The sequence below is a fragment of the Microbulbifer maximicatervae (SeqCode) genome, from assembly GCF_052467825.1.
The window spans coordinates 2,880,096-2,903,496 of sequence record NZ_CP174327.1 but is presented as its reverse complement, the minus strand read 5'-3'; the positions used below and the strand labels follow the sequence as shown (position 1 = coordinate 2,903,496).

The window sequence follows — 23,401 nt, the reverse complement described above, 5'->3', positions numbered from 1 at the left end:
GGCAGGGATCGCCGGTACCCCCTCCCCTCCACAATCAAATACATTTCAAATTGGCCATTTATTCCGGACACAAAAAAGCCGGCATAAAAATGCCGGCAAACGAGCTCAGAAGAGAAGAAAAGAAAACTTAAGCGCGTTTATCTGTACGGTGTCCTGAGAGACCGTAGTAGAGAATATAGAGGTAACAGAAGATCGGCAGAACGAACGCCAATTGGATACCAATTTGGTCAGCCAGAAGCCCCTGTAACAACGGCACAATGGCACCGCCTACAATGGCCAGGCATAAGATTCCGGAGCCCTGACTGGTCGATGGGCCCAGCTTGGCCAGCGCCAAACTAAAGATAGTCGGGAACATAATAGAGTTGCACAGACCCACAGCCAGTACCGCCCACATCGCCAGATAGCCGCTACCCGTAACAGTAATCAACAACAGTACACAGGAGCCGATAGAGCAGATTGCGAGCACTTTGCCAGCAGAGATAAAGCGCATAATTAAAGCGCCGGCAAAGCGACCGACCATAGCGCCACCCCAATACAGGGAGATATAGAAGGCGGCTTCAGACTCTTCCAAACCGGCAATGGAATCCTCAGCGATAAAGTTCACCAGGAAGCTACCGATAGAGACTTCGGCACCCACGTAGACAAAAATAGCGATCGCGCCCAACACCAAGTGACGGTAGCTCCAGGCGGAAGCGGCTTCAGTATTGGAAACAGACTCAGAAGTTGCACTACTGACAATTGAGGGCAAATTCAAAAATGCGAAGACGATAGCCAGGATCGCCAGCGCGGAGGCCAGGATCAGGTAAGGCACTTCAATAACAGCAGCGCTGGCAGCACCCGCTGCAACACCGGCAGCGGGTAAAATCAGCAGTGCACCAAATTGAGGAGCGATAGTCGTGCCCAAGGAGTTAAAGCCTTGGGTCAGAGTCAGGCGGCTGGGCGCAGTGCGCTCATCGCCCAGTGCTGTCACATAAGGGTTGGCGGAAACCTGTAAAATAGTAATACCGGAAGCCAGAATAAACAGTGCACCGAGGAATAGCGCATAGACTTCCATTCTTTCAGCGGGGATAAACAGCAAACAGCCAACCACCGAAATACTTAAGCCGGTCACAATCCCTTTCTGATAACCAATTTTACTGACCAGGGCACCGGCAGGCAGGGAAACGAGGAAATAAGCACCAAAAAAGCAGAACTGCACCAGCATTGCCTGGGCATAGTTCAGCTCGAAAATTCCTTTCAAGTAGGGAATCAAAATATCATTCAGGCAGGTGATAAAGCCCCACATAAAAAATAGTGAGGTCAGCGCCACCAGGGCAAACCTGTGCCCCGACTGGTCACCCGTCGGTATCTGCGCAGCATCCGTTGCTGTATTACTCTGCATTATTGCCATAATTATTAATCCTGAGACTTCAGCTCACAGGTCTCTCCGGTCGATATTTTTATCCGGGCAAACCTGTGCCTATTGCACCAATCTTTATTGTTGGTACTTTCTATCATGGAGGTAGCGCCGCCTCAGAGGGCTTTTCGATAAGGGGGTTCAAAATGGGGGCAGCGTGGACAATCAGCGGCCGCCAGGCTCCAGACTGTCTGCTATCGGGTCAGGCAAACCGCTTTCTCAACGGCTTCCCTCGAAAGAGTAGATCAACCTGTTTGAGTACTTTTTTTCCCTCTAAGGCTTCCCGGGAGTCCAATAACCTAGCTGTTTTGACAAGACTGACCACAAGGCAGCTCTGTAAATAGTGGTTTTTTCAGGCAGAGGGACAGCGAAAGGGAAAACTCAATCGCGCGGAAAATGACACACAAGCGCAAGCATCTATGAGTAGGGAAAGAAGGGACTAGGAAGGAAACACCAACCGCGCACACGGCAATAAATTTATACACTTGGCGCGGCAGGGAAAGGATCTAGGGAGCCTCTGAACAACTCCCTAGAGTAAAAAAGCAGCTTAGGAAACGATATTGCCGTAGCTCATCAGGCGCTGATAGCGCTTCTCCAGCAGCTCATCAATGGGGATGCTGCTCAGCTGGTCCAGCTGCTCGCTGAGACGGTCTTTGAGGTTATTGGCCATTGCATCTGGATCGCGGTGAGCGCCACCGAGAGGTTCGGGGATGGTTTCATCCACAATACCCAACTCTTCCAACACGCTGGAGGTCACCCCCATCGCCTCAGCGGCCAAAGGCGCTTTCTCGACCGTTTTCCAGATAATGTTGGCGCAACCCTCAGGGGAAATTACAAAGTAGGTGGAGTACTGCAGCATGTTCAGCTGGTCACCCACACCGATCGCCAGCGCACCACCGGATGAACCTTCACCAATCACGGTACAAATAATCGGCGTGCGCAGGCGGGACATCACTGCCAGGTTCTGGGCGATGGCTTCACTGATACCGCGCTCTTCACTGTCGATACCCGGATAGGCTCCCGGGGTGTCGATCAGGGTCAGCACCGGCATTTTAAAGCGCTCGGCCATTTCCATAACACGCAGGGCTTTGCGGTAACCCTCCGGCTTCGGCATACCAAAGTTGCGTGCAACCTTCTCGTTTACAGAGCGGCCTTTCTCTTCACCAATCACCGCTACCGGCTTGCCATTTAAGCGAGCGATACCGGCGATAATCGCCTTGTCATCACCAAAGTGACGGTCGCCGTGCAGCTCATCCCAATCGGTAAACAAGCGCTCGATATAGTCCTTTGAATAGGGACGTTGCGGATGGCGGGCTACCTGTACGACCTGCCATGGGCTCAGGTCGGAGTAGATGGACTCGGTCAAAGTTCTACTCTTCTCCCGCAACCGGGTAACTTCATCGGCGATATTCAGCTCGTTGTCATCACCCACAAGCTGCAGCTCTTTTATCTTGCCTTCCAGCTCTGCAATTGGCTGCTCAAACTCGAGAAAATTAAAATTCATGAAATCTGCGCCTTTAACTCTTTTTGTTACCACCGGGCTATCACAGCGGCATAGCTTAACTGTACAGAACCAGCCAGTCGAGCCCGGTAGATTTTAACGCCGTTGTGCGTATTGAAGCGCCACCTGCTCACGTCCCAATAGTTCCCTGAGGGACTGGACCATCTGGTCGTTTGGTTCTACGTTCCACTGCGGCGGCAGTCGGTACAAGCCCCGGGCATCGTGGCGGGAAACCTCAAGGCTCACCCCGCACTGACCACCGGTATAGGGTTGCAGGCAAGCGGCCAGCCGCTTGGCCAGCCCCGGTGCCACACTGCCGCTATCCACTCGCAAGCGCACCCCGGTCACCCGGCTCTGGCGCAACTCATCGAGCGTGGAAACGCTGTTTACTGTCATCTTCAGGCCGCCGCTGTAATCGTCAGTGGCAACCGGTCCATCCAATACCAGCAAAGCATCCTTGGCCAACTTGTCTCGATGTTCGCCAAAGGCCTCGCTGAACATGGCCGCTTCAATACGGCCACTGCGATCATCCAGGGTAACAATAGCCATGGAATCACCGCGTTTTGTTTTCATTACCCGCATCGCCACCACCAGGCCCGCAACTTTTTGCGATTCCCGGCCGGGTTTCAAATCGGCGATTCGCGCCTTCACCAGGTGTTGTAACTCACCGGCATACTCGTCAATCGGGTGCCCTGTGAGATACAGACCCAGGGTATTCTTTTCGCCTTCCAGGCGCTCGCGGATACTCCAGCAGCGTGTGCGACGGAAATCCTCGTACACATCGCCTTCCGATGCCTGGGGCACCACTTCGCCAAACAGGTCCATCATGCCCGCATTGGCATTGGCCTTTTGCTGTTCCGCCGCTTTTACCGCTTCATCCAGCGCGTTAAACAGCACTGCACGGGAATAATCCAAACCGTCGGCACTATTGGTATCCGGGCCTATGCTGTCCAGTGCTCCGGAGCGCACCAGCGCCTCCAGCGCGCGCTTGTTCACCTTGCGTGGGTCAACCCGCGAACAGAAGTCGAACAAGTCGGTAAAGGGACCGCCCTCTTCCCGCGCCGCAATAATATTTTCGATCGGACCTTCACCCAGGCCCTTAATCGCACCGAGACCGTAAATAATGCGATTGTCGATATCCACCGAGAACTGAAAGCTGCCCAGATTCACATCCGGCGGCACCAGCACCAGCTCCATGGCTCGGCACTCTTCGATAAAGGTCACCACCTTATCGGTCTTATCCATATCCGAAGACATGGTCGCCGCCATAAACTGGGCGGGATAGTGCGCTTTCAGCCAAGCGGTCTGGTATGACACCAGTGCGTAAGCCGCAGAGTGCGATTTGTTAAAACCATAGCCTGCGAACTTCTCTACCAGGTCGAAGATCTTAATCGCAAGTTCGGGGTCAATTCCTTGCTCTTTTGCCCCATTTTCAAAAGTGGCCCTCTGTTTGGCCATTTCCTCCGGTTTCTTTTTACCCATCGCCCGACGCAACAGGTCGGCGCCACCGAGGGTATAGCCCGCCAACTCCTGGGCGATCTGCATAACCTGTTCCTGGTAAACAATAACCCCGTACGTGGGCTCCAGGATCGGTTGCAGTTTTTCATGCTGGTATTTGGCATCCGGGTAGGCCACCTGGGCGCGACCGTGCTTACGGTTAATAAAGTCATCAACCATGCCCGATTGCAGCGGACCCGGACGGAACAGGGCCACCAAGGCGATCATATCTTCCAGGTTGTCCGGCTGTAGGCGCTTGATCAGGTCCTTCATACCTCGGGATTCCAGCTGGAATACCGCCGTGGTCTCTGCCCTTTTGAGCATTTTGAAGGTTTCTTCATCGTCCAGCGGCAGCGCGGCAATATCCAGGGGCTCCTCACCCTCTCGCGCACGGGTCTCGTCCACCATGCGCTTGGCCCAGTCGATAATGGTCAGCGTCCGCAGGCCAAGGAAGTCGAACTTCACCAGGCCCGCATCTTCCACATCGTTTTTATCGAACTGGGTTACCAGACCCGCACCGGTCTCGTCACAGTAGAGCGGCGCAAAGTCGGTGAGCTTGGTGGGGGCGATAACCACACCACCGGCGTGCTTGCCCACGTTACGGGAGACCCCTTCGAGTTGCAGGGCCATCTCCCAGATTTCCTGGCCCTCATCGTCGTGGTCGAGGAATTCCCGCAGGATCTCTTCCTGGTCGAAAGCCTTTTGCAGGGTCATGCCCACATCGGGGGGAATCATTTTGGACAGCTTGTCGGCAAGGCCGTAGGACTTGCCCTGCACCCGCGCCACATCCCGCACCACCGCCTTCGCGGCCATGGTTCCGAAGGTGATAATCTGGCTCACCGCCTGGCGGCCATAGTTATCCGCAACATAGCCAATTACCCGGTCGCGCTTCTCCATACAGAAGTCGATATCGAAGTCGGGCATCGACACCCGCTCCGGGTTCAGGAATCGTTCGAACAGCAGATCGTATTGCAGCGGGTCCAGATCGGTAATGTCCAGCGAGTAGGCCACCAGGGAACCGGCACCGGAACCCCGCCCCGGGCCCACCGGGATATCGTGGTCTTTGGCCCACTGGATAAAGTCCATTACGATCAGGAAGTAACCGGGGAATCCCATCTGGATAATGATATCCAGCTCAAAGCGCAGGCGGTCTTCGTAGATCTGGCGGCGCTCGGCATAGTCCGCAGCGGACTTGTCGAGGATGGTGGCGAGGCGCCGCTCCATACCTTCATAGGAGACCTTTTCGAAGAACTGGTCTTCGGTCATGCCCTCGGGAATCGGGTATTCCGGCAGGAAGTACTTACCCAGCTGGATCGGTGCGGAGCAGCGCTTGGCAATCTCCACGGTGTTTTCCAGGGCTTCGGGGATATCGCCAAACAGCTCCCACATTTCTTCCGGTGTGCGGAAATACTGCTGCGCGGAATAGCGGCGTTCGCGGCGGGGATCATCGAGAGCGCGGCCTTCGTGAATACAGACACGCACCTCGTGGGCCTCGAACTCGCTCTCGTCCATAAAGCGCACGTCGTTAGTGGCTACCACTGGCAAGTTCAGGTTCTGGGCCAACTTCACCGCCGAGTGCAGGTAGTCCTCATCGCCGGCGCGACCGGTGCGCTGTAACTCCAGGTAATAGCGGCCGGGGAATAACTCCGCCCACTCCCGTGCCAGCTCCTCCGCCTGGGCGCGGCGCCCCGCTACCAATGCACGGCCCACATCGCCGTACTTGGCACCGGACAGCATCAGCACCCCTTCGCTGTACTCCTTAACCCATTCGCGCTTGATATAAGCGTTACCGTGGTACTGCCCCTCCATCCAGGCGCGGGAAATCAGCTCGGTAATATTGCGGTAGCCATCGGCGTTCATCGCATAGAGCGTGATCAGCGTAGGCTTGCCTTCGCCGCCTTCGCTGAGCCAAAAATCCGCTGCGGTAATCGGCTTGATACCGGAACCCAAACAGGCCCGGTAAAATTTAATCTGCCCGTAGAGGTTGCACTGGTCGGTAATCGCCAGGGCTGGCATTTCCAGCTCCTGGGCGCGGGCGATGGCCGGCTTGATTCTTACCAGGCCATCGATCAGGGAAAATTCTGAGTGAATTCTTAGGTGGACAAAGGGTTGGGTCATAGTCGCATTTAGTTCCGGGCCCTGCGAGGCCCGGCCCCGACAAAGCGCTATCGATTGTTTACCAGATTCGGCCCATTTGCCGCGCGCGCTCGGTGCAGAGCTTTAACACTGCACGGCGCTCATCATTGTTCATGGAGCCCCAGCGGCTGATTTCGTTACCACTGCGAAAACAGCCCTCGCACAGATCCTGCTCATTCAGGGCACATACGGAGATACAGGGGGATTTCACCGGGCGCTCTTTCGGCTCCACGGTTTTTACCAGTTGTTCAGACATCTTTAGCCTCAAGCGGGACCAGTTCACTGGCGAAATGTTTGCCGTTGGCCGCATAGTGATCGCTGCTGGCTTTGAGCAGCTCGTAGGTGGCGGGATCGAGAGATTTTACTACCTTGCCGGGAGAGCCCAGCACCATAGAGTAATCGGGGATTTCTGTGCCCTCGGTCACCAGCGCATTGGCGCCAATGATACAGCACTTGCCGATTTTGGCCCGGTTTAAGATCACGGCATTGATACCAATCAGGCTGTAATCACCAATGGCACAGCCGTGAAGCATCACTTTATGGCCTACGGTGACACCGGTGCCGATGGTTAATGGCACACCCACATCGGCATGCAATACCGAGCCATCCTGTACGTTGCTGTGTTCACCGATAGTGATCGGCGCACAGTCGCCGCGCACCACCGCGTTAAACCATACGGAGCTATGCGCGAGCATACGTACATCTCCAATCACATGGGCACCGGGCGCAATATAGTGGCCCTCACCTTCCAGTTGTGGCTGTTTATCCCCCAATCTGTACAGCATTTGGCCTCCGGCTCGATATGATTATGAACCGCTCATTATCTCGCGCCAAAGAGGCCGTGGCTAGGGAGAGATGATTGCGCTTTTCCCAATATTACCGGTTAAAGCAGCTCGCCCTGCTGGACAAAGTTGGCCCCCTCAAGAGTGAGCAAGCGCGCTTTCAAAGACAGGCCGCCGGCGTAGCCGGTAAGGCTGCCATTGGCCCCGATTACACGGTGGCAGGGAATAACGATGGCAATCGGATTCGCACCATTGGCCCGCGCTACCGCGCGAATAGCCCGTGGCTGATCCAACCACTGGGCTTGCTGGCTGTAACTGCGGGTTTCGCCAAAGGGAATTTGCAACAGCGCATCCCAAACCCGGCGCTGGAATTCAGTGCCCTTTGGCGCCAGAGGCAAATCAAAACTTTTGCGCTGGCCGGCGATATATTCCCGCAACTGCTGAGCGGCCAAATCTGTCAGCTCCGAGGCCCCCCGCTGCCAACCGGCTCCCAAACGCAATGGCCGTTCATCGTCATAAAACTGGAGTGCAACTATCCCCCGGGAGAGACCCTCTCCCTCCTGCTCGCAGGCCGCGATGGCAACATCACCCAATTCCGTGGTGTAACTCTCATAGACAATCATTTTTTCTCTCCAGATTTCAGGGACTGCCACAACAAAATGGCTCCATATGCCCGCCAGGGCCGCCACTGCTCAGCCCGCTCCAGGGCCTGCTTGGGTTTTGCCTTTTCACCATCACTGCCCAAGGCTTGCAGAATACCCAAATCCGACGCGGGGAAAGCATCTGGCATCGACAGGCCCCGCATAGCAATATAATGCGCCGTCCAATCGCCAATACCCGGCAGTGCCGTTGCTTGGCTGCACCAGTCCTCCAGGGACTGATCGGCAAAACTCACACGGCCATCCAAAGTTGCGGCGACAAACTCCTGTAGGGTTTTCACCCGAGCCCGGGTCAAGCCCAGATCGGCAAAGTCCGCCTCAGCGAGACGCTCCGCCGTTGGGAATAAAAACCGCTCTCTGCCAGCATCGTCCACAAACGACTCCCCGTAGCGGGCCACGATACGTCCGGCAATAGTGGTCGCCGCCGCGACACTGATCTGCTGACCGAGAATCGCCCGCAGTGCATATTCGAATGGGTCCCAGGCACCGGGCAAGCGCAGGCCCGGATTCTTCGCCAACTGATCCGCCAGCAGTGGATCTTCATTTAATACCGTCTGGATCTCTTCAATATCCGCATCCAGATCAAACAACCGGCGCAGGCGCTGGTTCAGTAGATATAACCCCGCCCCACCTTCCTGACCAAAAACCTCCACTACCAGGCGATTTCGTTCCGGATCGTGGGAAACCTCCATCACGCCGCGACAGGCATCCAGTTCGAAACTGCGTGAATAGACCTCCCCCTCCACCTGCTCCACCCCCGCCAAAGCGCGAGTTCCCAAGAAAGCCAGGAGTTGTTGCCAATCTAATGGCGGGCGGTAATCCAGGTACAGCCGCACCCGTGTGGCACTCGCCTTCTCCGCGCGCACTGCGTGTCCCTCCCTGCGCACCTCGGATGGGGTGCGTTTGTAGATCTGTTTGAATACGCCGTTAAAGCGTCTCAAGCTGTTAAAACCGGACTCGTAGGCTATTTCAGCAATAGGCAGGTCCGTATCTCGCAGTAAACGAAAAGCAAACAGTGCCCGCTCGGTTTGCCAAACCGCTAAGGGACTTACCCCCAGGTGCTCAGAGAACAGACGGCGTAAATAGCGGCTGCTGACCCCGAGACGCTCTGCCAGTTGCTCCACAGATTGAGGCTCGCGCTCACTGCGCATCAGTTTTAAAGCGCGCTGTACGGTAGTCGAAACCAATCCCCAAGCTGGACTGCCCGGCGCAGAATCGGGTCGACAGCGCAGACAGGGCCTAAAGCCCGCATTGGCCGCCTCCGCCGCAGTCTCAAAATAAGTGACATTGCGCTCCAGCGGAGGCCGAGCGGGACAGATCGGGCGGCAGAAAATGCCGGTTGTTTTCACTGCGGTATAGAAGCGTCCATCAAAGCGCCGGTCTCGGGCCAATCGAGCACTGGAGCAAACTGCTGCATCAATCTTCATAAGTCTCTCTCGTTTCTGACTACCAGTGTATGGATTGGACGGTATCGGAACTAGTCATAAACGGAACTGACCATTTTAGGCTGTAGACTTGCAAGTCAGGATAGTGAGGCCCGGAGGGAAAGGGGCCAAGTGGGCTCACTTTAAATATCTCACTCAAAGAACACCTCGGTCGATAAGTCACACTTAAACATTATTTTTAAGTAAACCTATAAAATCGAGTTTTTATAAATTGCAGAGAGGTGTTTCTTACATAGATTGATTAGCCTTCAGATAAGGTGTCCTATTTGGCAAAAAATTATTGATTAAGTACGCTACAATTCATCATACAAATTTTGCATAGCCTGTTTGTCCTTTTGAAAATTGCAGCCTCCAGCAACTTTGAAAGCTGCCTTTGTAAGTTGTTCCCCCTTTTAAATCGGTCTGTAAGTCAGAAACACCATGGAGTGTTTCAACAGCAATCTAGGTTTTCAAACAGCCAGGCCGTTGCTTGGTTCAACGCCAGCTCTATATGAGCTGGCCTCAGCCAGTAACAAACTGTTATTTTCAACAACGGCTTTAACAGGAGAAATTTGTTGAAATACAATGAATTACAAATTGAGCCAACATTTGGGATAGTGTCAAAGTAATCACGTTTACATTTGGTACGATTGACATAAAAGCAGGCAGATTTTTGATTGAAATAATGTTTTTTAGCCAAGGAGTAAGATTGATTCTAGGATAGCAATTAGGATAATAGTGGACAGAATGATCACTAAATAAATGTTAGGCGTTATTGAAGCTAAATATGATTATAAAAATTTGGAAAGATCCCGTTTGGAGTAAAGTGATCGCTACTGCGATCACTTCAATTCTAGCCGCATTTTTTTATAAGATGGGGGTATCTTCTGAATCAACTGTAAAAATAACCTCTGATCTAGCAACGTTTTTTGCAGCAAAACTTGAAGTAAAAATGTGGCAGATCGCTCTTTTATTCATTTCTGCGGTTACACTTCTTGGTATCATTTTCAAATGGACTGCAAAAAAAATTTTCTATTCCTCCTATCTCACAGAGTACCTTTCTGACAACGATATTATGGGGCTTAAATGGGAATGGAGGTATGGCCCAGATGGAGAATTGGTGGATTTCAAATGCCTTTGTCCAGACTGTTCTATGCAAATGACTTTCAAGGATAAAACGGTGGATTCCATACCAAGATGTGAGTATTTTTGCCCAAAGTGTAGCCACTCCCATGGCTTTACCGGCTTCGAAAACGTAGAAGAATTGGCAAAGCTACTTATAGAAAGAATAATCCGATTGGGGCGATGGAAAAAGCGAGCCACCTAACAAAGCGCTGCAAGGTGTCGTCTTGCTTTGTACGTTTTTTGCGCACAATGCAAGCCGTCCCTGAGCACGGCGTTAACTCTCAAGAGCACTGAAAGTTTAGGAATCTAAGGAAATCGAATGAATACAGAATATAATGAAGGTCTAGAAGCTATAGAAAGTGAGGACGCTGACTTAGATTCAACCCCAGCGGAATATGAGGTAATCACATATCCTGCCGATTTTACGCTTGAAGGTCTAGTATCAAAATATAAAAAAGGATCAATGACAGTCCCTGGCTTTCAGCGTAGCTACGTTTGGAATATCAAACAAGCCAGTAGACTTATAGAGTCATTCCTATTGGGGCTTCCGGTTCCTGCAATCTTTCTTTTTACTGATGATGAACGAAATGAGCAGCTAGTAATCGACGGCCAGCAGCGTTTGATGACCATAGTATATTTTCTAGACGGATACTTTGGAGAATCGGATGCAAAGGGCAGAAGGAAAATTTTCAAATTGACGGGGCTGAACGAAAAGAGCCCTTTCTATAATAAAACGTATTCTGACCTAGAAGAAGACAATCAAGCTGCTTTTAATAAGCTGAACGATAGTGTGCTGCGAGCATTTGTAATTAAACAAATAACTCCGAATGGAAATACAAGCGTTTATCATATATTCGAAAGACTGAATACCGGCGGTACTCAGCTAGTTGGCCAAGAAATACGAAACTGTGTATATCATGGTCCATTCAATGATCTTCTTTGCGAATTAAATCAATACGAAAACTGGCGAAAGATATTCGGTACGCCAACTTTGCATAAACGACAAAAAGACGTAGAGCTAATCCTACGCTTCTTTGCATTCTTTGAAAATGGTGACAGCTACGAAAAACCGATTAAAGATTTCATGTCCAATTACATGAAGATCAATCAATACTTGCCTGCTGACAATGCCGAAATGCTTGCAGGATTATTTAAAAATACATGTGATGAAATTATTCGAGAGCTTGGAGAAAAGCCTTTCCACATATGGTCTGGTCTAAACGTGGCGGCTTATGACTCAGTATTTACCACTATAGCTAAAACTGACCCTATTGATGAGCTTCAAGAAAAATATGAACATTTAAAAAGTGATGAGGACTTTATAAAAGGTGTTCGAGGATCAACTACAGATGATTCGATCATTGAATTAAGAATGAGTCTAGCCAAACGGTACCTGGTATAGCTATGCATTACGAGCGTATAGAAAATGCGTTAGATGTGTGTAATGAGCATGTCATGCATTTGGATCCTTCCAATTTACAGGACAAAGAGCTTGAGACATATCTTGTATCAGGTTTAGTAGTACTAATTGTCTCTGAGTATGAGGAATATCTCGAGCAGTTATTCGGGCAGAGAGCGGATAGATGCGGTGATCAGCACGCCTCAAACTATATTAAGAAAACGCTTTCTCAAAAGTTTAGAAGTCCTGATTTGGGCAAAATTAATGAAACGTTGAATCGCTTTGATCGAGCCTACAAAGACGTGTTTATGGGGGAGGTTGAAAACTCACCAGAACACGCCGCCTGGGATTCAATAATGAAAGCAAGGCATGCTGTTGTCCATAAGAAAGGCAGCTTGAATATGACGTTTTTAGAGCTAAAAGAAAAATACCCACTTACAAAGAATCTTATTTCAAGTGTAGAGACTGCTTTAGGAGTGGTGAGTTAAATCGAGTAGCCGGTAGTTTCTAACTACCGGCCCCCACACCACCTATCGTGCGGGTCCGCAATGGGCAGTTCCCTATCGGCAATGATGCACATAAATAGGACACCCATGAAATCACAAATAGACACTCACTCAAATAGGACACCCATGAATCATTCCCAATAGGGTTTGCGGCTTACGCTTTTTGTTCGGTGGGTGTCTAGATCTGCTCTTACTAAGCAAAAAGCCAAGTATGGCAAGCGTAAACAAAAAGGTAGGGCTAATGTCCAGCAGACTTTCCCTGCTAGTGAATTTACATTCAATAAGAAAAAGAAAGCCTGTATCTGTCAGGCAGGAAAATCTATGCTTTTATTAAAGGGAGAGCATGTCAGTGAAGGTCAGAAAAGCTATTGTTCGAAGGGCGCCTCACTGACTGCAGGGGATGCAGCCTTAAAAATCAGTGTATGCGAAACCCAGGTTCTGCCAGCTCTCGAAAAGGACACGGAAGGCAAGGATCCCAAACTTGGACAAACGGTCGGACAGCCACTGACTGGATGAAAAAGCGGGTTGATAGTATCGAAGGCAAGACCATTTATGGACATCGAATGTCTGTTGTTGAGCCAGTGTTCGGGAACATTAGTACCAACAAGCGATTGAATCGCTTCTCGCTACGAGGAAAAAGTAAGGTTCAGGGACAATGGCAGATGTTCTGCTTGGTACATAATATTGAAAAGTTGATGAGATATGGCAGTATCCAATGATTGAGTATAAATCAAGGGCATCAAGACGCTTAAATTTAATACAATGAAAGAAATTTGGTGGTATAGATAAATTTTGGCCGAAATTTTAATTGAAGGAGTTTGGGAAATGACAGCTTTTTCTAAAACTGTTTTTCTACAGCCTCGTTAGCACTCAAAAGGAATATTCCATGAACCTGAGCCAGTTTCCTGGTTACTACCAGCAGTATGAGTGGAACGGAAAGCACAAGTTATTCGGGTATCCCGCTGACACAAGCCCTGAATTCAGTTGGATAGCCTCGCTTGAAAAGCGATTCATTTGGTTAAGAAACAATTCTCAAATCGAGAATACAGCATCAAAATATTTAATCCAAGAAATGATTGAATGGGGAGGTAGTCAAAATGGTGTCCTTCAGAAATTCAACGATGGAAGCGGCGAAGTAAACCTATACGATAGGGTGCAGGAAATAATTATAAACATAAATAATCCGCGATCAGCAATCTCATTTGCTTTGCAATTACCTGGTCTTGGCCTAACTTACGCATCAAAATTTTTGCGCTTTATGGAACCAGGAATATATGGAGCGCTTGATTCTCGAATTCGCACAGCCCTGCTCAATGAAGGTGTACTCCAGAGAATACATGATGGAAACACTAACAGCATGGTGAACGGATATTTAGCTTTCTTAGATTATCTTGGTAAGCTCCGGGATGAACTCGAAAGTCAACACATTAGAAAACCGGATTGCGTTCTGTCTTGCACAGGTATGTGGAGACCATCAGAAATTGAAATGGCGTTATTCTGTTGGGCCGAGGCAGCATAAGTAGTGCTAAATCGGGTAGCCGGTAGTTTTTAGCTACCGGCCCCCACACCACCCATCATGCGGGTCCGCAATGGGCGGTTCCTATCCGTAATGAATCTCTACCCAACGATAGTGTCGAGCAGATCTTCATTTGAGTTGAGTGTCATGGCAGTGCGCTACATCAACTTTAACCGACTGGAAACATATCAGTAGGCTAGCCCTGTCTTTTAACTCGTGGATTTTGGGTTCAGGCCTTCAACGTATCCAAGGTATTAATCTTGGTATTCGGCTACTATGCCGTCGGCTGACTTCTGTTTAATCACCTTGATCATTACTGACCAAGGCGCCGCTGTGTTCCACCAATTTTGTTTACCCCCGCGATCGTGGCTAGTGGTCCATGCGGAAAGTAATGTAACTTAAGAAAATATACTTTATTTCTTTATGCGTATTACTGATGTCTAATTTTTACAGCTATAAATTTATTAGTTACACAATTAACCGCATGGACCACTAGCGGGCTGGGCTTACTTATGAGTCAGCGGCCACGCTGACAGCTTTACAGCAGCAGGTTGAACAGATCTCCCCAGATAAGAACGTGAACTTTCACTACACAACTGCATCATTTACTCTACCCGTTAGACCACATGGCTTTTGTATCCTTGGCTACCTCGCCTCCAGGCTAAGCCTTATATGATGTTTCTGTTCGTCAGCTCGTAGTTTTGCTAGCGGCTTCCTCCCCACAAAACCTCACGGTGTTGCAGTTGCCATTCGCTAGTAGTTAGCATTTAATGAAGTCCATTAAACGGTGATCTTCCTACAGGGGACTTTCACCCCATTAGTTCACGCCCATGCTGGGCGTACCAAGGCCAAGCATACCGCCCACGAAAAACGTGGGCTGGGCGGCGTTAGAGGCTAATTCCCTCAGCCTCTGCGTATTTATATGATAGAGGGATTCTTGAGGAGATAATAATGAGTGATGAAGTAGATAAAGAGGCCAAAATTGCAGGTGTTGCTGGTGGAGTAGTTGGGGCGGCAGGCTCTGTGGGTACAGTAGCCGCTTCAGGAACTGTAACCGGGCTTGGCGTTACAGGTATAACGTCAGGCCTCGCCGCAGTTGGAGGAGTAGTTGGAGGGGGTATGGCCACCGGTCTAGTTATAACAGCGGCGGCTCCTGTTGCTATTGGAGCTGCGGCTTACGGTTTATATAAATGGCTAAAGGACTAATTCGCCCCTAACAAGTGACTATGGTTGCTGCGGGCCTTTGGCCCTTCGCGGGACAGCCTAAACTACGCTCCGGCCGCCCCTGTTGTAGTCGTTATTGTGGCGGTCATTTTTTAGATGGTTTGTAGTTGTTGCAAGTAACAATTTCTACCTGAACACGCTTCGCCAGAGAGTTCTCCTTCAAACTGGTACCGCAGTTTCGTTCAAGTGCCTTCGTTTAAAGCCAACAAGTTCTGCAAGCCAACTGCACCATTGTGGAGTGCCAATCAGCTAGTTAACTGGTGGGGAAAGTATTGAAAATAAATAGGACACCCATAAATCATGCCCAATAGGGTTGGCGGCTTATGCTTTTTGTCTGGCGGGTGTCTAGATCTGTTCTTAGATCTATTCTCGCTCCAGCCACTACGTGGCTTCCGCCGGACCTCCGCTTCGCTCCAGCCGGTTATTGCGGGCGTTAGGTGGATTATGAGGAAGTGGATATACCTCTTGACATTGACCGTGATTGGCAGCACAACAGTCAATTATTGGGCAGTGGCCAGCCTACGCGTTGCTTCGGCTGCCCTTGCTAGCGGCATTATAGCTACACAGTTACCAAGTAAGGAGATATAAATGGCTTATATAGAGGAATCATTATCTAAAGGCGAAGAGATCCATGAGGTTTTCAAACTACATTGGTTTTCTAAAATCCCAATGGTTATTTGGATTATCTTAGCGTTGCCGACATTAGGGCTGACTTTAATTCTCGCTATTTGGGAATGGCTGAAACTTAGGAGCTTAGAACAGGGAGTTACAAACAAACGCGCCATACGGAAAAGTGGCATCATTTCACGAAAAACTGATGAAATGAAAATTGGTTCCATTGAAACAGTCGAAATAGACCAAGGGGTATTCGGGAGGATTTTTGGTTTTGGTAGCGTGAAAATAACCGGCCGCGGAATTAGTGATGTTGTTTTTGAAAAAATAGACAACCCCCTTGAAGTAAAGAAATCGGTTGAGAGCATTGAGTCAACATAAAGCTGTAAATCGGGTAGCCGGTAGTTTCTAGCTACCGGCCCCCACACCACCCATCGTGCGGGCCCGCAATGGCAACACAAATAGGACACCCATGAATCATATGGGAGAGAGGGAAGTCGGCAAAATAAAAAGCCATGCTCGCCAGAGGAGCATCGAAGCACGAATATGCGGAGTATTTTATCTATTTTTGATGTGCAGAGCTTTCAGCACACAGGGCGAACGGGGATCGATCGGTGGGATTAAAAATGATTCAATTGAGTTGAGATGAAGGGTAAGAGAGAAACTTTTGGCAATCACGCACGCCTTGGGCCCAGCGTCTATTCAATAAGTTACAGGCTTTCCGTACTGCTTCAACCGACCCTACCAATCCTTTAAATCGGCTTTCAAAATTTCGGTTGAGGTAAAGCCAGTGCTCAGGTGAAATACCCAGGCGTTCAAGTATGGGAGGGGTATTTTCAGCCATAGTGCCGCGCTTTCTGGGATCTAGATGCCGACCACTCCAATCCACCAACTCCAAATAGTGGCCCAGCTGAAAAGGTAACCCTTTTGGCATATTTAAGCGCTCATCCCCCACAAACGGTAGTAAACTTTTGGGTTGCTCAGCGGTGATTGCAGAGCGAATACGCAGTTGAATAGAGGTGTGATCAGAGTCTTCAGGCGTTTTGGCAATATTAGCGCGGATAGGGTTTAGGTCTACATAGGCCATGCAAGCGGCGAGGGCTTTTTCATCCAACAAAGCCTGGGACTTAAATCGCCCCTCCCAAAAACGGCCTGTACACTTGTCTTCAGCATTGTCTTGTCGAGCAATAGACTCGTTTAAACAGCGCATAAACCAACTGATATCTATTAAGCGCTCCCTCCATATTGCGGTGACTTCTCTTAGCTTTTCCAGCTCACAGTGATCGAGGGTATCGCCTTTGAGATAGCGTAGAGCCAGAGAGGGAGCCCGAAACAGCTTCTCCCAACGGGTAATTACCTCTGCAAGAGACCACTTATCAGCAGATTTTTTGTCGATGTAGAGTACTACATGGTAGTGATTGCTCATCACTGCAAAGGCGGCAATATCCAGCGCAAAAACCCCGGCCAATTGCTGTATACGATTTTCAATCCATTCGCGCCGATGTTCGTAATCTCTCCCAGATTCAGTATCCCGACCACAAAGGAATGCTCGCCGCACACAGCGGGATACGCAGTGGTAATAAGGGGTTGCATCAAGAGATATCTGACTGCTTCGAGGTAGAGTCATCAGCTGAACACACATTTATGTGGATGAGTATCCAGTATCTTCTAGTGTATTCATCCCATGTCAATGGGGCTGGCGGCTTATACCTTCTGTTTGGAGGGTGTTTAAATCAACTCTTCCTTGGCCACCTCGCCTCCAGGCTAAGCCTTATATGATGTTTCTATTCGTCAGCTCGTAGTTTTGCTAGTGGCTTCCTCCCCACAATACTTCACGGTGTTGCAGTTGCCATTCGCTAGTAGTTAGCATTTAATGAAGCCCATTAAATGGTGATCTCCCTACAGGGGACTTTAACCCCATTAGTTCACGCCCATGCTGGGGGTACCAAGAAGCTGCTAGGGGCAGCATTACACTACGCTCCATGCAGCCCCGGGGCCATACGTTATGGTGACAATCATGCTAGTGAAACTTCGTACAAAATTTTCGGAAAACGGAAGTTTTGACTTGCCTACAAAAGAAAACGTAACAAAGTATATCCGTTTAAATAAAGTGCCCAACAGACCCGGATTATATTTTATTTTTGCTGGCCATGGTTGCAAAGGTGATCCAATTTATATTGGCAAAGCTGGGACGTTAACACAAGCGGGGCTTTTCAGGCCGCAAGGTATTGCAAAGCGCTTGGGTGCAAAGCAAAATGGGAAAACCCGCAATTGTTACTTCCAACAGATTATGCGGCAAAAATATAAACAAGGTCTTTCTTTTGCTTGGTTTGTTACATATGGCAATGGTCACTCAACTTTGCCAGCTCTTGCTGAGGCTGAAGAAATCCAAAAGTTTTTACAAAAAAATAGGTGCTTGCCAGCCCTTAATAAGGCGTTCTAGTCATGTCACCATACAAGCTTGTCAAACAACGCCACACATCTTCGGTGTTCCGCTGGACTCGCTCCTGCACCACTCGCCGTTTACAAAAGCGTTATGTGGTTAAGTATGAACAATAAGCGTACCCTGCTAGCTGTACTGCTATCTCCTATTGCATCCTCAGTCTTAATAGTTGCGATACTTGTAGATTCACTTTTCAACGGGCAAAGTTTGGTCTCATTTGAAGGACTTTTGGTTCTAACTTTGTTTGCAATTGGCTCTATAGCTGTATCATATGTATTCGTTTTGCTTGTCGGGCTACCTATTCATTTTGTATTTTCAAAACTGAATATTACATCCTGGCTGGCCTATACATTATCTGGAATAGTTGTCGCGCTTAGCTATCAATATATTCAATACCTAGCTGATGAGATGCCTGCTCAATTACAAGAAGCAGGATATGCGTTGTACGCAGGAGGTGGTTTGATTGTGTCACTCGTATTTTGGTACTTTGCAGTGAAACTGCATAACAATAACAGGCAAAGCGACGGAAAAAATTCTCGCGTGCTATAAGGCATTATGTGTGTGCACGTATGACTATCAATGTATACATCAAAGAAACTAATATAGATAAGATTCAGAGCTGGATCTCCTCAGTCTTCGAATCTGTAGAGCAAGTAGACCACGAAGACGATTTGTATATCTATCACGGCAAATTTCACCATGACCGTGTTTTTGTAACCGTCACCACTGACCTAGATGATTTCACGGAATTTTCGTGCCTTTTTCTCGTGTTTGAAGGTGGTGCCAAATGGGGAAATGATCAAGAATGTGCGCTCGACCTACATAAACACTTTCATTGTAAAGTTGTTTGTTCCCATGGAACAAACCAGTACAATCCATATACGTGGCTTCATATCTCCGATAAAGGTGAGGAAATTAGTGATAAAGCTTGGTAAAACGTATAACAAGCATAGGCAAGGGGTGGACAAACCGCTGGTTTGCCCGCACCTAATACAGTCGTTAGGGACCTAATGAGAGTAATCACACTTTATATAGTTTTATTTTCATCACTAGCAATGGCCACGGAATTTGCGCCCCCTAAATGGTACCCACATAAAGACTATACACCGTCAGATAAAGTAATCCTAGCCTTCGATACCGCTCAGGAATATTATGTAAAGAATGTAGCGAGCACAAACCAACCTATTGATTATGAGTTTCATGCTTATGCAACAGATGGTGGCTATGTCGTTTCAATTATGGTGCTTTATCGTGAGAAAGATGGTAAGCATAGCGTGGCGATGGATGGCGAGCACTGTATCTTTTTGAATCAGCAATACACAATAAAAGGATCAAGGCAGTGCATGGCAGCAGGCCCAAGTCCTTTAAAGCAGTGACACCTAACAATCAGCAGCAATCGCTCCCGTTGGTCGCTGGGACAGTCAAAACGCTACGCTTATTTGCCTGTCCCTGTGCGGGTCGTTATGAGTTAGCTCTGAGGAAATTACGATTATAGGATCTATCTTCTATTCACTCTTAGTGTTTGTAGTTGTGGGGCCGTTTATCGGCACTATACTATTTTCCATCCAAGGTGGAGCCTCTCCATTGAAAATATTAGGGCTTGGTTATGTCATGGGCTTGTTGCCCGCTTTAGTCGCTTGGGCATTTAATTTGGCGTTTACGCTATTAATCAAGCGTCGCAACCTACCGGGTTACACATCTGGTATGCTAAGCGGTGTTGCTTTGCTGCTAGTTGCATTGGTTATAAAGGGTTTTCCATCTGACCCTAAAGCTGGTTTGTTTTTGTTGTTTATGTTAACTATTCCATCATGTATTTGTAGCTGGCTGGTTAATCAAAAGTTGGGGAGTCTTCAAAGTTCATAACAAGGCAATTAACTATGCCACTTGCTGTGCAAGCGGCCGGACCTCCGCACACTGCGCTTGCTTCAGCCCGTTATCGCGGCGTCATGAAAAAGGAAGTTGAAATATGTGGGATGAAACTGTTGTAAAGATCTTGCCTTATCTTAAAGGCTTTACTCTCTGGGAGGTAAACGAAAGAAGAGAATATGAAAAAATTGATCCAACAGATATTAAATCGATAAGTGAAAATGTGTGCTATTTGGCTATATCGTGCGCAAAAGAAAGAGAGTTACTTCCCTATAACACAGGTGGCCCAATAGAGGAGTTACTTGATTCCTTGTCGGGTGTGGTGGGAAACGATATTTTCAGGCAAATAAATAGAAGTGGACCATTTTTTGGTGAGTACCTTCGGATTGAAAAATCATAACAAGTCTGTGTTGTCGCCCCATTGCGGCAGTTTTGTATCATAAATTAATAAAAGAGGATATATTTTGATAAAGCTCTCTGTAAGTATTGATGTTTCTAATATTAAACAAGCTGAGAATTTTTATATTAAAGCTCTTGGTTGTAAAAAACTAAGGGATCAAGGTGGAATGTCTGTAATTTCAGTAGAGAACTGTGATATTTATCTACAAGAGAAAGAAGCTCGATCAGTAGCAGCCCCCACCGAGACAGTTGAGCGAAATTATTCTCGTCATTGGACCCCCGTCCATATTGACTTTCTAGCTGAAAACGTAGATGAAATAGTTAAGCGAATTGTTAAACTAGGCGGAAAGCATGAAGGCGGAGAAAGAGGTGACTGGGGTACTATTGCATATTGCTCAGATCCTTTTGGTAATGGGTTTTGTGTAATTAATGAGTAAAACACATACAAAGCACATTAAAAGTCGCTCCACCACGTTGCGCCTGATGTCGTTGACGCTCTGCCTTTTATATGGTTGCTAGCCTCCTATAGGAGTTTTATGAAAAATATAGATTTAAAAGGAATTTTCGTCGGTGGATTTCTTGGGCTACTCGGTGTTTTCGTTATCATCGTAATCTCGACATTTATTAAAATTATGCTGTTTGGCTATCAACCATACAATGCTCCATACACTACCGAAGAGCTTGTCATTTTGGTTTTTACATGTACCTTTAACTATATCTGGTCAGGCTTTATAATCTCCAAAATATCCCGAAAAGGCAAATTACTTAATCCGATTATCGTCTCTTCAATAATATTGGTATTAGCTTTCTTTCCCGCTCGTGAAGTACCGTTTTGGTATATTTTACTATCTGGTTTTCTAGCACCACCACTTTTCTACTATGGTGCTAATTACCACCTTAAAAGGCTAACCAGGCGCTCAAGCAGGGAAGCCGAAAGCAGCGCTGCTTAGCCCGGCGTTGGCCTTCTAGGACATTACGGAGCACTTACATGTCGATCAATGCTGACTGGGCCTATTGGACGTATATTCTTGTAGACGGAAATGTTGCTACGAGAGGTTGTATTCTAGAGCTAAATTTAGAGAAAAAATGGATCAAATATTCTAAGGAAACAGGAAATTCCCCTCAAGACAACCCCTTTAAAAAAGGAGATCCACGGAGAAGTGAGTGGTATCTTGAAACCTGTGAAGGAACTTATAAGGAGATATGGGTGGACCCTAAAAAGTCTCTAATTCTCTCGCGTGAAGAATTCCGTGCTATTGAGTCTGGTATTAAACCCGAATCTTTTATATTTTTGAATGATACCGATCCGAGAGCATATTTCGAGAGTGAAATCCAAGTTGTATCGACAAGAGTTCCACCGAAAAAATAGCCATGAAAAAAAGTCTAACAAGGCCGATCAGTTTGTTCCAGGCCTGCAGCCTTACGCGGGACGACCAACGCTCCAGCTGCTCCTGTTGTGGTCATTATGCCCCGTTCAGCTCTCCAACCTCAGTAAATAATAAAAAGGAATCAATGAATGATTGAAAGTGCCCAAATAATTCAGCCTGTAATTGCCTTGATAGCTTGGTCAATGGTTATGTGGTTGTGGATGTACGCAACACGATTGCCTGCAGTGAAGAAAGCTAAATTAAAGCTTGATCCGAATGCTCCTCGCGGAGAGCAAATGTCAACCCTACCTCCCCACGTTCGTTGGAAAGCTGATAATTATAATCATCTCATGGAGCAACCAACTATTTTCTATGCATTGGCAATATCGCTTGCAGTCCTTGGCGCAGGAGATAGCATAAATTTTATTCTGGCATGGACATATGTCGGCATTCGAGTAATTCATAGTATTGTGCAAGCAACTTTCAACAAAATTGAAATCAGGTTTTTAATATTTGCTCTATCAAACATTCCATTATTAGCCTTAACAGTGAGCGCTGTGCGAACCACATTTATGCAATAAAACCAGTGGGCATAATAAAACGTCGGCGTTCGGCAGCAAACTGCCAGGGACGCCTACGGCGCCCCACAACTCCGTGTTAGCACAATATATGAAAGCACATATACCTTATGAAGAAAGATCTGGAAGAAAACCGGATTTTGTAGTCAAGTACAAGATAGACTTATCTGAAGAGAATAAAAATGCCAAGCCGGGACAAGGAATGAGAGTGGATTTTCTTTATGACGGGGATGATCCTCAAGTTGAAGGTATACACATGATCTGGCCAGAGATTCTTGATGAAGATGGCAGAGTCATAAGAGATACTACTCCGGGCAATATTCCTAATGAAGGCTTTGCCAATATGTGGATATTAAGTGAAGATCGCCGTGAGTATCACCATAAAAGGCTTAAGATTGGTGCAAAAGGGACTTGGTGGCGCGGTGGTCGCATTGCTAATGTTACGGTAGTTCAGATCAATGCTGTTAAATAGTACTTACAAATTGTGGCACAATCGCCGACATAGGATATAGGCTGGACTCGCTACACGTCGTTCCACTCGCCTGTGTATAAGGCGTTAAAAGTTATGAAGTTAATCGCAGCATTAATTTTGACTGCTCTATCTTCTAGTGCCTTATCATATCAGGCACTTTCAACGGCCGTCAGATCTCTATTGGAGTCAGGGAGTACAGATAGCTTTGTTCACGTCGGAAACAGCATACAGTCAGAATTCAACAAGCGTCAAAGCATTATCTCGTTATGCACCCTCAACATTCTCGAAGGTGATGCCAAACAACCAATAGGTGATGGTAGTGCTAGCAATCATGCTCTCATTACCTGCCCTGGCTTTAGAGCTCTCGGCATTCGTTTAAAACCTGAAGAGTCCGGCAAATACCATATATTGGGTTACTGGTCCCAGTGAGCTTTTAACAAGTTGCTGCATCCCACCACCTATACTCCGTTCGCTTTGTGCTGTACGCTACGCTAGCACA

27 protein-coding genes are annotated in these 23,401 nt (G+C 48.0%); 19 read left to right on the top strand and 8 right to left on the bottom strand.

The annotated features are described in order from the left end of the window. Positions 1–127: 127 nt before the first annotated feature. The 7 genes from ACJJII_RS12905 to ACJJII_RS12875 form a co-directional block, all read right to left on the bottom strand. Positions 128–1,390: a sugar MFS transporter gene (locus tag ACJJII_RS12905; protein WP_444916477.1), complete on the bottom strand. Its 1,263-nt coding sequence runs from the start codon at positions 1,388–1,390 to the stop codon at positions 128–130. A gap of 553 nt (positions 1,391–1,943) precedes the next feature. Next, positions 1,944–2,900 (bottom strand): acetyl-CoA carboxylase carboxyltransferase subunit alpha, encoded by a 957-nt coding sequence (locus ACJJII_RS12900; protein ID WP_282931792.1) that lies wholly within the window; start codon positions 2,898–2,900, stop codon positions 1,944–1,946. A 93-nt stretch (positions 2,901–2,993) separates the two neighbouring features. Then, on the bottom strand, positions 2,994–6,512 hold the full coding sequence (gene dnaE, locus ACJJII_RS12895) for a DNA polymerase III subunit alpha (protein ID WP_444916476.1): 3,519 nt from the start codon (positions 6,510–6,512) through the stop codon (positions 2,994–2,996). A gap of 58 nt (positions 6,513–6,570) precedes the next feature. Further along, complete coding sequence (locus ACJJII_RS12890) at positions 6,571–6,786, bottom strand: DUF1289 domain-containing protein (protein WP_444916475.1); 216 nt, start codon at positions 6,784–6,786, stop codon at positions 6,571–6,573. Beyond that, entirely contained in the window at positions 6,779–7,315 is a 537-nt protein-coding gene (locus ACJJII_RS12885) for a gamma carbonic anhydrase family protein (protein WP_444916474.1), read from the bottom strand. Before ACJJII_RS12885 ends, ACJJII_RS12890 begins: the two co-directional genes overlap by 8 nt. A 98-nt stretch (positions 7,316–7,413) precedes the next feature. Then, positions 7,414–7,935: a methylated-DNA--[protein]-cysteine S-methyltransferase gene (locus ACJJII_RS12880; protein WP_444916473.1), complete on the bottom strand. Its 522-nt coding sequence runs from the start codon at positions 7,933–7,935 to the stop codon at positions 7,414–7,416. Beyond that, positions 7,932–9,398 carry an AlkA N-terminal domain-containing protein gene (locus ACJJII_RS12875; RefSeq protein ID WP_444916472.1) on the bottom strand — a complete coding sequence of 489 codons (1,467 nt, stop codon included), beginning with the start codon at positions 9,396–9,398 and terminating at the stop codon, positions 7,932–7,934. Before ACJJII_RS12875 ends, ACJJII_RS12880 begins: the two co-directional genes overlap by 4 nt. A 784-nt stretch (positions 9,399–10,182) precedes the next feature. On the opposite strand from ACJJII_RS12875, the gene ACJJII_RS12870 reads away from it, so the two are divergent. From ACJJII_RS12870 to ACJJII_RS12835, 8 genes are all read left to right on the top strand, one after another. Next, entirely contained in the window at positions 10,183–10,722 is a 540-nt protein-coding gene (locus ACJJII_RS12870) for a hypothetical protein (RefSeq protein ID WP_444916471.1), read from the top strand. Positions 10,723–10,839: 117 nt separating this feature from the next. Continuing rightward, complete coding sequence (locus tag ACJJII_RS12865; protein ID WP_444916470.1) at positions 10,840–11,922, top strand: GmrSD restriction endonuclease domain-containing protein; 1,083 nt, start codon at positions 10,840–10,842, stop codon at positions 11,920–11,922. A 2-nt stretch (positions 11,923–11,924) separates the two neighbouring features. Further along, the gene (locus ACJJII_RS12860; protein WP_444916469.1) at positions 11,925–12,407 is read left to right on the top strand and encodes a HEPN domain-containing protein; all 483 of its coding nucleotides are present in this window, start codon (positions 11,925–11,927) and stop codon (positions 12,405–12,407) included. A 339-nt stretch (positions 12,408–12,746) separates the two neighbouring features. Further along, positions 12,747–12,941: a hypothetical protein gene (locus tag ACJJII_RS12855; protein ID WP_444919296.1), complete on the top strand. Its 195-nt coding sequence runs from the start codon at positions 12,747–12,749 to the stop codon at positions 12,939–12,941. After that, the gene (locus ACJJII_RS12850) at positions 12,848–13,144 is read left to right on the top strand and encodes a transposase (RefSeq protein ID WP_444916468.1); all 297 of its coding nucleotides are present in this window, start codon (positions 12,848–12,850) and stop codon (positions 13,142–13,144) included. The genes ACJJII_RS12855 and ACJJII_RS12850 overlap by 94 nt, the downstream gene beginning before the upstream one ends. Positions 13,145–13,311: 167 nt before the next feature. Further along, positions 13,312–13,944, top strand: a complete 633-nt coding sequence (locus ACJJII_RS12845; RefSeq protein ID WP_444916467.1) for a hypothetical protein — start codon at positions 13,312–13,314, stop codon at positions 13,942–13,944. 948 nt (positions 13,945–14,892) lie between these two features. After that, entirely contained in the window at positions 14,893–15,147 is a 255-nt protein-coding gene (locus ACJJII_RS12840) for a hypothetical protein (protein ID WP_444916466.1), read from the top strand. A gap of 606 nt (positions 15,148–15,753) precedes the next feature. Next, on the top strand, positions 15,754–16,158 hold the full coding sequence (locus ACJJII_RS12835; protein ID WP_444916465.1) for a PH domain-containing protein: 405 nt from the start codon (positions 15,754–15,756) through the stop codon (positions 16,156–16,158). Positions 16,159–16,408: 250 nt separating this feature from the next. Here the strand turns inward: ACJJII_RS12835 and ACJJII_RS12830 are convergent, their stop codons facing one another. Continuing rightward, on the bottom strand, positions 16,409–17,404 hold the full coding sequence (locus tag ACJJII_RS12830; RefSeq protein ID WP_444916464.1) for a transposase: 996 nt from the start codon (positions 17,402–17,404) through the stop codon (positions 16,409–16,411). Positions 17,405–17,794: 390 nt separating this feature from the next. On the opposite strand from ACJJII_RS12830, the gene ACJJII_RS12825 reads away from it, so the two are divergent. The 11 genes from ACJJII_RS12825 (at position 17,795) to ACJJII_RS12775 (ending at position 23,331) form a co-directional block, all read left to right on the top strand. Further along, entirely contained in the window at positions 17,795–18,220 is a 426-nt protein-coding gene (locus ACJJII_RS12825; protein WP_444916463.1) for a GIY-YIG nuclease family protein, read from the top strand. Positions 18,221–18,325: 105 nt separating this feature from the next. Next, a complete protein-coding gene (locus ACJJII_RS12820; protein WP_444916462.1) occupies positions 18,326–18,769 on the top strand; it encodes a hypothetical protein in 444 nt (147 codons plus the stop codon). 461 nt (positions 18,770–19,230) lie between these two features. Beyond that, positions 19,231–19,596 carry a hypothetical protein gene (locus ACJJII_RS12815; RefSeq protein WP_444916461.1) on the top strand — a complete coding sequence of 122 codons (366 nt, stop codon included), beginning with the start codon at positions 19,231–19,233 and terminating at the stop codon, positions 19,594–19,596. A gap of 208 nt (positions 19,597–19,804) precedes the next feature. Next, a complete protein-coding gene (locus ACJJII_RS12810) occupies positions 19,805–20,083 on the top strand; it encodes a hypothetical protein (protein WP_444916460.1) in 279 nt (92 codons plus the stop codon). 103 nt (positions 20,084–20,186) lie between these two features. Then, on the top strand, positions 20,187–20,486 hold the full coding sequence (locus ACJJII_RS12805; protein WP_444916459.1) for a hypothetical protein: 300 nt from the start codon (positions 20,187–20,189) through the stop codon (positions 20,484–20,486). Positions 20,487–20,550: 64 nt separating this feature from the next. Continuing rightward, on the top strand, positions 20,551–20,922 hold the full coding sequence (locus ACJJII_RS12800; protein ID WP_444916458.1) for a VOC family protein: 372 nt from the start codon (positions 20,551–20,553) through the stop codon (positions 20,920–20,922). A gap of 99 nt (positions 20,923–21,021) precedes the next feature. Beyond that, positions 21,022–21,435, top strand: coding sequence for a hypothetical protein (locus tag ACJJII_RS12795; protein WP_444916457.1), 414 nt, complete (start codon positions 21,022–21,024; stop codon positions 21,433–21,435). A gap of 38 nt (positions 21,436–21,473) precedes the next feature. Then, a complete protein-coding gene (locus ACJJII_RS12790; protein ID WP_444916456.1) occupies positions 21,474–21,854 on the top strand; it encodes a hypothetical protein in 381 nt (126 codons plus the stop codon). A 147-nt stretch (positions 21,855–22,001) separates the two neighbouring features. Then, the gene (locus ACJJII_RS12785; protein ID WP_444916455.1) at positions 22,002–22,433 is read left to right on the top strand and encodes an MAPEG family protein; all 432 of its coding nucleotides are present in this window, start codon (positions 22,002–22,004) and stop codon (positions 22,431–22,433) included. A gap of 88 nt (positions 22,434–22,521) precedes the next feature. Next, complete coding sequence (locus tag ACJJII_RS12780; RefSeq protein WP_444916454.1) at positions 22,522–22,902, top strand: hypothetical protein; 381 nt, start codon at positions 22,522–22,524, stop codon at positions 22,900–22,902. Positions 22,903–22,995: 93 nt separating this feature from the next. After that, positions 22,996–23,331 (top strand): hypothetical protein, encoded by a 336-nt coding sequence (locus ACJJII_RS12775; protein WP_444916453.1) that lies wholly within the window; start codon positions 22,996–22,998, stop codon positions 23,329–23,331. Positions 23,332–23,401 lie beyond the last annotated feature (70 nt).

Coding starts and splice junctions, on each gene's coding strand:
- ACJJII_RS12905 (WP_444916477.1), bottom strand. CDS start 1,390: ATGGCAATAATGCAGAGTAATACAGCAACGGATGCTGCGCAGATACCG.
- ACJJII_RS12900 (WP_282931792.1), bottom strand. CDS start 2,900: ATGAATTTTAATTTTCTCGAGTTTGAGCAGCCAATTGCAGAGCTGGAA.
- dnaE (WP_444916476.1), bottom strand. CDS start 6,512: ATGACCCAACCCTTTGTCCACCTAAGAATTCACTCAGAATTTTCCCTG.
- ACJJII_RS12890 (WP_444916475.1), bottom strand. CDS start 6,786: ATGTCTGAACAACTGGTAAAAACCGTGGAGCCGAAAGAGCGCCCGGTG.
- ACJJII_RS12885 (WP_444916474.1), bottom strand. CDS start 7,315: ATGCTGTACAGATTGGGGGATAAACAGCCACAACTGGAAGGTGAGGGC.
- ACJJII_RS12880 (WP_444916473.1), bottom strand. CDS start 7,935: ATGATTGTCTATGAGAGTTACACCACGGAATTGGGTGATGTTGCCATC.
- ACJJII_RS12875 (WP_444916472.1), bottom strand. CDS start 9,398: ATGAAGATTGATGCAGCAGTTTGCTCCAGTGCTCGATTGGCCCGAGAC.
- ACJJII_RS12870 (WP_444916471.1), top strand. CDS start 10,183: ATGATTATAAAAATTTGGAAAGATCCCGTTTGGAGTAAAGTGATCGCT.
- ACJJII_RS12865 (WP_444916470.1), top strand. CDS start 10,840: ATGAATACAGAATATAATGAAGGTCTAGAAGCTATAGAAAGTGAGGAC.
- ACJJII_RS12860 (WP_444916469.1), top strand. CDS start 11,925: ATGCATTACGAGCGTATAGAAAATGCGTTAGATGTGTGTAATGAGCAT.
- ACJJII_RS12855 (WP_444919296.1), top strand. CDS start 12,747: ATGCTTTTATTAAAGGGAGAGCATGTCAGTGAAGGTCAGAAAAGCTAT.
- ACJJII_RS12850 (WP_444916468.1), top strand. CDS start 12,848: ATGCGAAACCCAGGTTCTGCCAGCTCTCGAAAAGGACACGGAAGGCAA.
- ACJJII_RS12845 (WP_444916467.1), top strand. CDS start 13,312: ATGAACCTGAGCCAGTTTCCTGGTTACTACCAGCAGTATGAGTGGAAC.
- ACJJII_RS12840 (WP_444916466.1), top strand. CDS start 14,893: ATGAGTGATGAAGTAGATAAAGAGGCCAAAATTGCAGGTGTTGCTGGT.
- ACJJII_RS12835 (WP_444916465.1), top strand. CDS start 15,754: ATGGCTTATATAGAGGAATCATTATCTAAAGGCGAAGAGATCCATGAG.
- ACJJII_RS12830 (WP_444916464.1), bottom strand. CDS start 17,404: ATGACTCTACCTCGAAGCAGTCAGATATCTCTTGATGCAACCCCTTAT.
- ACJJII_RS12825 (WP_444916463.1), top strand. CDS start 17,795: ATGCTAGTGAAACTTCGTACAAAATTTTCGGAAAACGGAAGTTTTGAC.
- ACJJII_RS12820 (WP_444916462.1), top strand. CDS start 18,326: ATGAACAATAAGCGTACCCTGCTAGCTGTACTGCTATCTCCTATTGCA.
- ACJJII_RS12815 (WP_444916461.1), top strand. CDS start 19,231: ATGAGAGTAATCACACTTTATATAGTTTTATTTTCATCACTAGCAATG.
- ACJJII_RS12805 (WP_444916459.1), top strand. CDS start 20,187: ATGTGGGATGAAACTGTTGTAAAGATCTTGCCTTATCTTAAAGGCTTT.
- ACJJII_RS12795 (WP_444916457.1), top strand. CDS start 21,022: ATGAAAAATATAGATTTAAAAGGAATTTTCGTCGGTGGATTTCTTGGG.
- ACJJII_RS12790 (WP_444916456.1), top strand. CDS start 21,474: ATGTCGATCAATGCTGACTGGGCCTATTGGACGTATATTCTTGTAGAC.
- ACJJII_RS12785 (WP_444916455.1), top strand. CDS start 22,002: ATGATTGAAAGTGCCCAAATAATTCAGCCTGTAATTGCCTTGATAGCT.
- ACJJII_RS12780 (WP_444916454.1), top strand. CDS start 22,522: ATGAAAGCACATATACCTTATGAAGAAAGATCTGGAAGAAAACCGGAT.
- ACJJII_RS12775 (WP_444916453.1), top strand. CDS start 22,996: ATGAAGTTAATCGCAGCATTAATTTTGACTGCTCTATCTTCTAGTGCC.